The 8,130-nt window shown below is 40.8% G+C and carries 10 protein-coding genes; 6 read left to right on the top strand and 4 right to left on the bottom strand.

Annotated elements, in window-relative coordinates:
• Positions 1-574: 574 nt before the first annotated feature.
• From G4P69_RS16850 to G4P69_RS16825, 6 genes are all read left to right on the top strand, one after another.
• A complete protein-coding gene (locus tag G4P69_RS16850; protein ID WP_208341394.1) occupies positions 575-805 on the top strand; it encodes a Calvin cycle protein CP12 in 231 nt (76 codons plus the stop codon).
• A 235-nt stretch (positions 806-1,040) separates the two neighbouring features.
• Positions 1,041-1,631, top strand: a complete 591-nt coding sequence (locus G4P69_RS16845; RefSeq protein WP_208341395.1) for a DUF3177 family protein — start codon at positions 1,041-1,043, stop codon at positions 1,629-1,631.
• A 304-nt stretch (positions 1,632-1,935) separates the two neighbouring features.
• Positions 1,936-2,241: a DUF7734 family protein gene (locus G4P69_RS16840; protein WP_208341396.1), complete on the top strand. Its 306-nt coding sequence runs from the start codon at positions 1,936-1,938 to the stop codon at positions 2,239-2,241.
• A 479-nt stretch (positions 2,242-2,720) separates the two neighbouring features.
• The gene (guaA, locus tag G4P69_RS16835) at positions 2,721-4,343 is read left to right on the top strand and encodes a glutamine-hydrolyzing GMP synthase (protein WP_243902349.1); all 1,623 of its coding nucleotides are present in this window, start codon (positions 2,721-2,723) and stop codon (positions 4,341-4,343) included.
• A 229-nt stretch (positions 4,344-4,572) separates the two neighbouring features.
• On the top strand, positions 4,573-5,172 hold the full coding sequence (locus G4P69_RS16830) for an SDR family NAD(P)-dependent oxidoreductase (RefSeq protein ID WP_208341397.1): 600 nt from the start codon (positions 4,573-4,575) through the stop codon (positions 5,170-5,172).
• The gene (locus G4P69_RS16825; RefSeq protein ID WP_208350593.1) at positions 5,150-5,446 is read left to right on the top strand and encodes a hypothetical protein; all 297 of its coding nucleotides are present in this window, start codon (positions 5,150-5,152) and stop codon (positions 5,444-5,446) included. The genes G4P69_RS16830 and G4P69_RS16825 overlap by 23 nt, the downstream gene beginning before the upstream one ends.
• 103 nt (positions 5,447-5,549) lie before the next feature.
• Here G4P69_RS16825 and G4P69_RS16820 read toward each other — a convergent pair whose 3' ends face one another.
• The 4 genes from G4P69_RS16820 to truB form a co-directional block, all read right to left on the bottom strand.
• Complete coding sequence (locus G4P69_RS16820; protein WP_208341399.1) at positions 5,550-5,993, bottom strand: type II toxin-antitoxin system VapC family toxin; 444 nt, start codon at positions 5,991-5,993, stop codon at positions 5,550-5,552.
• Between the two features lie 2 nt (positions 5,994-5,995).
• Positions 5,996-6,331, bottom strand: a complete 336-nt coding sequence (locus G4P69_RS16815; RefSeq protein WP_208341400.1) for a hypothetical protein — start codon at positions 6,329-6,331, stop codon at positions 5,996-5,998.
• A gap of 205 nt (positions 6,332-6,536) precedes the next feature.
• A complete protein-coding gene (locus tag G4P69_RS16810; protein ID WP_208341417.1) occupies positions 6,537-7,127 on the bottom strand; it encodes an IS607 family transposase in 591 nt (196 codons plus the stop codon).
• Positions 7,128-7,182: 55 nt separating this feature from the next.
• Complete coding sequence (gene truB, locus G4P69_RS16805) at positions 7,183-8,076, bottom strand: tRNA pseudouridine(55) synthase TruB (RefSeq protein ID WP_208341401.1); 894 nt, start codon at positions 8,074-8,076, stop codon at positions 7,183-7,185.
• Positions 8,077-8,130: the final 54 nt, after the last annotated feature.

Below are 8,130 nucleotides of genomic sequence, written 5' to 3'. Positions count from 1 at the left end.
GAGGGTGTCTGGTAGTACATCCGAGGCGAATAACACCGACTTTTAAGCGTGAACATGCTTCCGTCAGTGTTGCTTAAAGACCTGTAAAGTAGCCTGTCTATGTTTGGCTATGTAAAAGGGAACTATATACTTCCTTCAAGCTGTAATTTCTTCTCCCCTGCTTCCGCTGCTCCTGTGCTCCTGTGCTCCTGTGCTCACGGCTTCGAGCTCCCTCTTTCTTTAAATCTTAAAAAATGAGTTTATAATGAGCATTAATACTCATAATTAGTGTATATAGTGGGTAGTAGAGCATCAATGTCAACCCTAACGTACAAGTTAACTGGATAAAATGATAAAAGATGTTTCGTAAGTCTGGCTAACCCTACCCAGGGTTGTCTAACAAGAGTATCCGTACAACCTTTAGGTCAAGGCGGGTAGGAATGTTTGAGCTACTACTAGCCTAATAAGGGCAGAATTAACATTACTTACTACCTGTAGCTTGAGCAACATGTGGTAACAACAGCCTAAAATCCTGGCTTTTTCAAAGTCAGGACCTTTCGAGCTAGTATTAATAACACACAACAACATTAGAGCAATGACAAACCAAAATACTATCCAAGAGAAAATCGCAAAAGAGCTTGAAGAGGCTCGTGCAACCTGTGATCTTACAGGTAGCAACTCTGCCGAGTGTGCAGCAGCTTGGGATGCAGTTGAAGAACTGCAAGCAGAAGCTTCTCACCGCAAGCAAGCTAAGCCCAAAAACTCCTTAGAGCAGTACTGTGATGCAAACCCTGATGCAGATGAATGCAGGGTTTACGAAGACTAAAAAAATGAAACTCCTACACCGATTGCCTGCAATACGGTGTAGGCTTTTAAGACACTGGCAGTGATCCAGAACTTCCTTTGTGACACAAAGAGCCTTCCAACACTGACCCTTCTCCTGCGGAGACGCTGCTTTGTAGCTTGCTTACCCAAAGCGGTACGGGTTCAGTGTGGGCCTTCTGTAGTTGCAGGCAAAATCTATATATACTGATATCTTATATTCCTTATTGATAAAGCTGATGGATGAAGTTTGGTTGCGCCCTTTAGTTTGGATGGACTATCGACTCGCCGTTTTATTCACGGTGATTATTCCTCTAATTCTGTTAATTTGGGCTTTTGTACAAAAAGTGGAAGCTATGCAACGCTTGTTAACCATTTACTGGCGAGTGTCAAGTTTGCTAGCAATTACGGTTTATTTGATGATTGCCCAGTTTCCAGTAAGCTTTATTTCAGGGTTAATGGGTCTTATCCTGATTCCCATTTCATTGTGGTTTTGGGTGGATCTTAACGATGAAATTGACTACCAACCTAGTGGACCATTGAAACTGATTTTTACCTCTTGGCGTTGGGCTACAACTGTTTATTGTTTTTTAGGCGCACTTGCTTCTCTACCTTTTTTAATGTGTGCTTTCCCTGAAAATGGAACGACTAATTCTTACTGTCGTGTTTGGTTTGAGCCACCCTTACTTTTTAAAGAATATTTTCATCACAATACAAAACCAGGATTCCTTGGCTTTCTTGCAATTCTGGGTTTAATAGCTTACGTAGTTTGCTTAAGCTACTTTATTTTGGTAAAGCTTGGTAAGCAAGGACGCTCAGCTACACAATAAAATGGGCAATGGGCATGGGGCATGGGGCATGGGGCATGGGGCATGGGGCATGGGTAAGATAGCCGATTCTAAGTAGTTAGACACAAATGAAGCTGTTGAGTATTTAATTTATATATGGGACGCAGGCATCTTGCCCGCACTACAATAATTCTACGTTGTTGTCTTATACAAGAGATCTGCACATCATCTTAATTACGCTATTTGCTTACCCTATGCCCTATGCCCTATGCCCTATGCCCTATGCCCTATGCCCTATGCCCCATGCCCTATGCCCCATGCCCTATGCCCCATGCCCTATGCTCATATGAATAATTCTATTGGTAAGCGGTTGGAACAATATACCGCCAAATATCCCCGAGAAGTTTTACTTGTCAAGGTAGAGCTTGCAGGTGAGGAAGACCAAATTGCTATATTCCGAGGTTTTTCAAGCTCCTTGATGCGCCCAACTGCATTTGATCCAGATGTTCCTGTTCTATCAGATGAAGCTAAAATTCTTACAATTGACAGATTAGTAGGTCCTTACAATCCTGAAGCACCTCAGTACATCCAAAAAGGACTCTCGTGGGAAACTATGGAAGCGTTATTGTTAAAAATAGAATCTAACAATTAAGTGATAACTATAGGAATCCGACTTGATTTTTGCTCAGTATACTGAGCAAAAATCGTTTGCTATACAAGACTTGCGCTCTAGCCCTTGTTCAAAAATCAAATATGAGTCCTATATTAAAATCTCTCTAAATGATTATTTAGAAAATTTATTTCTCCGAGTAATAATCAGTACTTCTATCTAAGGATATATTCTTACGCGGTCAAATGAGTGACCCAAAAAACTGCTTGTAAGTTGATTACAAAATTATGTTACTTTATGGTAAATAATCTGAAATTATCTAAATCGATAACTTTTTTGGCAACCACTCTAGGGTAAGTTTTTCTTTCTAAGACTATTTGTACATTCTTATGGATTAGACAGACACACTCAAGAAATTGGTGCGTTTGCCTAAAGTTTACCGAACGTAAAAACCCTGTCCAAAGCACACAAGTGCTACTCAGCTAGATTCTATAAAGACAATTATCCGGACTCTCCCTACCATGAATACAGCGGTGACTCTACTAACTGAACAAGCACACCAAACAGCACAATCTTTAGGACGACTCAATCGTCAAATGATTGTAATTCTCGACTTTGGCTCTCAGTATTCTGAACTGATTGCCCGTAGAATTCGCGAGACACAAGTTTATTCTGAAGTCCTCTCCTATCGCACTACGATAGAGCAACTCATGAAGCTGAATCCAAAGGGCATCATCCTTTCTGGTGGTCCCAATTCTGTTTATGATGATGGTGCTCCCTCTTGTGATCCTGAAATATGGAATTTGGGCATTCCGATTTTGGGTGTGTGTTATGGTATGCAGCTGATGGTACAAAAGCTCGGTGGAGAAGTCGTAAAGGCTGAGCGAGGCGAGTATGGTAAAGCATCTCTATACATAGATGATCCCACAGATTTACTCAATAATGTTGACGATGGCACAACGATGTGGATGAGTCATGGAGACTCAGTCATGAAAATGCCACCAGGATTTGAATTACTGGCGCATACGGAAAATACTCCTTGTGCTGCGATCGCGCACCACGAAAAGAAAATGTATGGTGTTCAGTTCCATCCAGAGGTGGTACACTCTGAGGGCGGTCTTGCTCTAATCCGTAATTTTGTTTACCACATTTGCGAGTGCGAAGCTACGTGGACAACGGCAGCCTTTGTTGAAGAAGCAATTCGTGAAATTCGCGCTAGAGTAGGTGACAAGCGAGTGTTATTAGCGCTTTCTGGTGGAGTTGATTCGTCTACCTTAGCGTTTTTACTACATAAAGCAATCGGGGATCAGCTAACTTGTGTTTTTATAGATCAAGGCTTTATGCGCAAGCTTGAGCCAGAACGTTTGCTCAAGCTTTTCAAAGAGCAATTTCACATCCCTGTAGAGTATGTAAATGCTCGTGAGCGCTTTTTATCTGCACTCAAGGGTATCGTTGATCCCGAAGAAAAACGGCGGATTATTGGACATGAGTTCATTAGTACCTTTGAAGAAGCATCCAAGCGCCTTGGACCATTTGACTATCTAGCTCAAGGTACACTATACCCAGACGTTATCGAATCTGCTGACACGAACGTTGATCCGCAAACCGGAGAAAGAGTAGCGGTTAAAATTAAAAGCCATCATAACGTAGGCGGTTTACCCAAAGATCTACGATTTAAACTAGTCGAACCGTTGCGTAAACTCTTTAAAGATGAAGTTCGTAAAGTTGGTCGTGTTATTGGCTTACCAGAAGAAATTGTACAACGGCATCCTTTCCCAGGTCCAGGTTTGGCAATTCGCATTATAGGAGAAGTTACGGCTGAACGATTAAATATTTTGCGTGATGCTGACTTGATTGTGCGTCAAGAAATCAACCAACGTGGGTTGTATCATGATTACTGGCAAGCTTTCGCTGTGTTACTCCCCATTCGTAGTGTTGGAGTTATGGGCGATCAACGTACCTATGCTTATCCCATAGTTTTACGGATTATTACCAGTGAAGATGGAATGACTGCTGATTGGGCTCGTGTACCTTATGAAGTGCTAGAAGTCATTTCACGTCGAATTGTGAATGAAGTTAAAGGGGTTAACCGAGTGGTGTACGATATCACCTCCAAACCACCTGGAACCATAGAGTGGGAATAACCGCTGCGCGGAAGTCAAAAATCAAAAGTCAAAAGTCAAAAGTGTTATAAATTAAGGCTACTGACTATTTGAAATGGTTGCTTTATTTACGCCGTGCTGTACTAGTACATTCTAGACACTACTTAGATCTCTATCCATTGGAATACCAGTGGATAGAGATTTTATGCTTTTAAAGCTAATAGAATAGTCTAGCCCAGCAATAGACTGAGGTTCTGATGAGGTAGAAATAATGGAAAGTAAAACCGCGTTAGTAACAGGTGGAAATCGAGGGATTGGATTTGCGATCGCTCAAGGTTTATTAAAAGAAGGCTATGAGGTGATTATCTCCGCACGTTCCCTCGAAAAAGCAAAGCAAGCTAGTGAGAAACTGCAAACATTCGGTAAAGTTACACATATAGAATTAGATATAAGTAACGATCAATCTATTGATCAAGCAGTAGAAACTCTAAACAAAAGCATTGATCGATTGGATGTGTTGATTAACAATGCGGGTATTTACCCTGATCATAATGTCAACATTCTCACCATTTCTCGTGACTTGTTGAATTCTGGGGTGAATACCAACACTTTTGGTGTTATTCGGATGGTACAGGCATTTTTGCCTTTGTTGGAAAAATCCCAAGATGCGAGAATTATAAACGTTTCCAGTGGGATGGGTGCTTTAGATGGCTTGACAACCACTGCACCAAGTTATTGTCTTTCAAAACTGGCGCTAAATGGTGCAACAATTATGTTAGCAGAAGCTTTACGCTCTCAGAGAATTGCCGTGAATGCAATGTGTCCGGGTTGGGTAAAAACTGATATGGGTGGTGAATCTGCGCCGCGATAGCGAAGCGCTGCCCGCAAAGCGGGATCGCCTGAACAAGGAGCAGATACCGCTATTTGGTTGGCTAAGGATGCACCTCGTAATGAGACTGGGAAATTTTGGCGCGATCGTAAAGTTATTTCTTATTAATCAACTTAAGTTGTCCCGTAACACAACGCACCACCACAAATTCAAGGTGCGTTACGTAACTCAAATGGTTAATATTCCTGATAGTTTTCAAATTGTGTTGCATGACTCCTCTGATATTGAAAACAATGGAGATATAGAATCTGACTAAAATAAACAAGAAATTTATTTTCTGACGAAGAATTGAAGAGTCTGGTAAATCAGCAATTTAGCTAGCTGATAACATTTCTTGGTTGGCTACAACGCGACAGTTTTTAAAGCCAAGATTCTAACGCCAAGGCTTGTACTTGTTGTATCCTTTGAAAATCGCTGTCGGCAGAGACAACAGTAAGATTATAATGCAGAGCAGTCGATGCTATCCACAAATCATTATCGCTAAAACCCAAATCTTGAACTGTAAACTTTCTACGCTTTGCTTTATCCTTGGGACCAAAACGTTCAACAATGTCTCCTTTAAGGCTACCGTAAACATCAGCAACCCCTCCAACGATAGGATAGAGATCAATGGTTTGCAGAAAATTTACCACAAAGCGAAGATTTGTCTCCTGCTGATAGGACTTTTCCGCCATGTAAAGGAGTTCGCCTCTTACAATAACGCTAGTTGCAACCCCCAAGCCTTGATATTCCTGTAAGCGACGAATGACTTTTGTTTCTCCAAAAATAATGCGGCTACAATGGTTGGTGTCTAAGAGATACATTGCTAAAATTTAGCCTGAGAACGGCTTTGATATACAAGCTGTAAGCATTCTTCAAAGTCATCCCCTTGCCAAGTTCCTGCGAACTTTAGCAAGTCTTCTGCTTTAGAGCCTTTCATTGTTGGTGCCGCTTCCTCCACTTGAGATTCAGTTTTGCTACCTTCGGATAAGGAATGGCTGTCGCTACTGGAGGAACCATCTCTTATTTTAGATGAAGTATCAACGGGTACTTTCTCCGGGCTTGGTTTTGTTTTGAGAAAACGTAAAAAGTCTAGCGTTTCAGCTAGGAGAATATCTGAGGAGGATTCAATTTCTTGAAGTAATTGTTCTTTAATGTTCATGATAACTTGTAATGAGTACACCGATACCTTAGAGGCGAACGCCCCTAAGGTATTTGTTATTCTATTATATCCTTTACAGGTATTGACAAAAATTACATAGCTTTAACCTACCACAGATGCCGTCACTTTCCCTATTATCTCTGTATATAGTAATAATTAAACTTGAATAAAATATAACGCTGCCAACGATACTTAATTTTGAATCTTATAACTCTTGATTATCTCCTTTACCTTGTAAAGTCGCGATAATTTTCTTTGTCTTTTCCTTAGCTTCGCGTTGCCCATATAAACGTGTAGTAACAAAATTTATAATTCCTACAAAGTCATTCATTAATTCATCAATTCCATTTTCTGTCATATTCACAACTTCTAAAGTCACGCCACAACGACTTAGTAAAATATCAATGTAATGTGTTCCAAGAAAACTTAAACGATCTTTGTTTTCAACTATTAGAACTTGATAATCATTTTGTTTTAAAAGGTTCTCAAGCTTCTTACGGTTCTCGAAGAAGCCACTTCCTACTTCCTTGACTATGTGCTGAACTTGATAACCTCTTGCTGCTGCATATAGGGTTAAACGTTCTGCTTGTCTATCTAAATTATCTTTGTTTTCAGCACTAGAAACTCTGGCATAAATAGCTGCTTTATTAACAGCTTGTTTGTTAGTTTTAGGGTCATAATCTACAATAACAGTTCCAGATTCTAACTGTCTTGTCGGGTATGGAATCTTACCCGCTTTAAAATGCCTCCATGCTGTCTGGTACGAGATGCCTAATTGTTTTGCATAATCTGCCAATTTCATAATCAGATCCACCCTTGAATTGGTATGTCTGACTAGATTGGACTATATATTATTTAAATTGTTCCAATACTAATTCTGGGATTAGCATCACTATACCGTTAAAATTTATGACTTTACCAATTCCTACAAAACACCCATGCTCATGATAAATTCGTAATACACCGGAAACATCAAGATCTAGAGGAATACGTTGACCATGACACCATTTCTCGCCATCAGCTGCGGGTAAGGTGATGTATCCAAGATGCTTCAATGGTGCATCTAGATGCATAGGTTGAAACGTCTCGTTTTGTACTTGTGCTTCGAGATCGCTCAAGGTAAGACTATCAGCTAAGTCGAAACCATTACTTTTGATGCGCGTCAATGCGGCAAGAGTACCATAGCTTTGTAAAGCAATACCTAAGTCGCGAGCGATCGCCCGAATATACGTACCTGTACCACAAGCGATCATTACATCCAATTCAGGAAACTCCCCTTCTCGCCAATCAAGAATTTCAAGTTGGAAAATTTCCACTACCCTTGGCGGAACTTCGACGTTTTCCCCTTTTCTTGCTAAATCGTATAGCCGTTTTCCTTGAACTTGAATGGCGCTATAGCTTGGCGGAATTTGAGAAATTTTACCTTCAAATTGTTGGAGTGCTGTTTTTACCTGTGGTAAATCCAACTTAGGAAAAGGTTGAGAAGCAATAATTTCACCTTGCAAGTCATCGGTTGTGGTTTGCACGCCTAAGCGAATAGTCGCCTTATAAGCTTTTCCTCCTGGAAGATACTGCAATAATCTTGTCGCTTTACCAATAGCTATTGGTAATACCCCTGTAGCTGCTGGATCTAAAGTACCAGCATGTCCCACTTTTTTGAGACGCAGTAGTTTTCTTACCCGCGCTACACAGTCGTGAGAAGTCCAGTTAAAGGGTTTGTTGAGATTGAGGAAACCTTGCGTCATTGATTGGGGATTGGGGATTGGGTACTGGGGATTGGGGATTGGGGAAGAAGGTTT

Source organism: Aetokthonos hydrillicola CCALA 1050 (genome assembly GCF_017591665.1).
Taxonomy (GTDB): Bacteria; Cyanobacteriota; Cyanobacteriia; order Cyanobacteriales; family Nostocaceae; genus Aetokthonos; species Aetokthonos hydrillicola.
Note: the sequence above shows the minus strand (reverse complement) of the source record. Positions and strands in the feature narration are given on the sequence as shown.

Coding starts and splice junctions, on each gene's coding strand:
- G4P69_RS16850 (WP_208341394.1), top strand. CDS start 575: ATGACAAACCAAAATACTATCCAAGAGAAAATCGCAAAAGAGCTTGAA.
- G4P69_RS16845 (WP_208341395.1), top strand. CDS start 1,041: ATGGATGAAGTTTGGTTGCGCCCTTTAGTTTGGATGGACTATCGACTC.
- G4P69_RS16840 (WP_208341396.1), top strand. CDS start 1,936: ATGAATAATTCTATTGGTAAGCGGTTGGAACAATATACCGCCAAATAT.
- guaA (WP_243902349.1), top strand. CDS start 2,721: ATGAATACAGCGGTGACTCTACTAACTGAACAAGCACACCAAACAGCA.
- G4P69_RS16830 (WP_208341397.1), top strand. CDS start 4,573: ATGGAAAGTAAAACCGCGTTAGTAACAGGTGGAAATCGAGGGATTGGA.
- G4P69_RS16820 (WP_208341399.1), bottom strand. CDS start 5,993: ATGTATCTCTTAGACACCAACCATTGTAGCCGCATTATTTTTGGAGAA.
- G4P69_RS16815 (WP_208341400.1), bottom strand. CDS start 6,331: ATGAACATTAAAGAACAATTACTTCAAGAAATTGAATCCTCCTCAGAT.
- truB (WP_208341401.1), bottom strand. CDS start 8,076: ATGACGCAAGGTTTCCTCAATCTCAACAAACCCTTTAACTGGACTTCT.